Consider the following 1081-nt stretch of genomic DNA (forward strand, 5'->3'; position numbering starts at 1 on the left):
GGCCCGACGATCTGCCGCAAGCCCTGCGCCACAACCTGCCCGAATGGCTGGTGCCGCCCCTTGAAGCCCAGTTGGCCGAGGGCTTCTGGCCGCTGGTGCACAGCCTGGCGCAGAGCGCGACTCTGGACCTGCGCGTGAATGCGCTCAGGGACAAACGCCGCGCCGTGCAGGAGGAACTCGCCGCGGCGGGAATCGCCGCGAGCCCCACGCCGTATTCGCCCTGGGGGCTGCGCGTCACCGGCAAGCCGGCGTTGGGTCGGCTGGACGCTCTCGCGCGCGGCGCCATCGAGGTGCAAGACGAGGGCTCCCAGCTGCTGGCCCTGCTGCTCGACGCCCGGCGCGGCGAGATGGTGGTGGATTTCTGCGCCGGCGCGGGCGGCAAGACGCTGGCCATTGGCGCGAGCATGCGCAACACGGGGCGGCTCTACGCGTTCGACCTGTCGGCGCATCGGCTCGACGCCATGAAGCCCCGGCTGGCGCGCAGCGGCCTGTCGAACGTTCACCCGGCGGCGATTGCGCACGAGCGCGACGAGCGCGTCGGACGCCTGGCGGGAAAGGTCGATCGCGTGCTGATCGACGCCCCCTGCTCGGGCCTGGGGACCCTGCGGCGCAACCCGGACCTCAAGTGGCGCCAGTCGGCCGCGACGGTGCGGGAGTTGGCCGCCAGGCAGGCGTCGATTCTGGACAGCGCGGCCCGCCTGCTCAAGCCGGGTGGCCGCTTGGTGTACGCCACCTGCAGCCTCCTGCGCGAGGAGAACGAGGCCGTCGTCGAGGCGTTCGGCGCCGCGCACCCGGATTTCGCATGGCTCGACGCGGGGGAGCTGTTGGAGCGGCTCAAGGTCGAGCGCGCCCGGAGCCTGTGCAGCGGTGGCGCGTCGGGAAGCGCCTATCTGCGCCTGTGGCCCCATCTGCACCAGACCGACGGCTTCTTTGCCGCCGTGGGGGTGAGGAAGGGCTGATTGCCTCGCGTCCAGCCACGCGGCCGCGGGGTCATCCCGCGAACAGCACCGTCGCCAGCAGCCCGCGCCCTTGCGGGCCGCAGGCCAAGTTCAGCACAGCGCTGTGCGTGCGGGCGATTTCG

The 1081-nt window shown here is 72.2% G+C and carries 1 protein-coding gene; it reads left to right on the plus strand.

Annotated features, from left to right (window positions below; genetic code table 11):
- Positions 1-959: RsmB/NOP family class I SAM-dependent RNA methyltransferase (locus tag VTU_RS0105730; protein ID WP_010101875.1), on the plus strand; the 959-nt coding region annotated here is incomplete at its 5' end.
- Positions 960-1081 lie beyond the last annotated feature (122 nt).

The organism is Verminephrobacter aporrectodeae subsp. tuberculatae At4 (assembly GCF_000193225.1).
Lineage (GTDB): Bacteria > Pseudomonadota > Gammaproteobacteria > Burkholderiales > Burkholderiaceae_C > Acidovorax > Acidovorax aporrectodeae.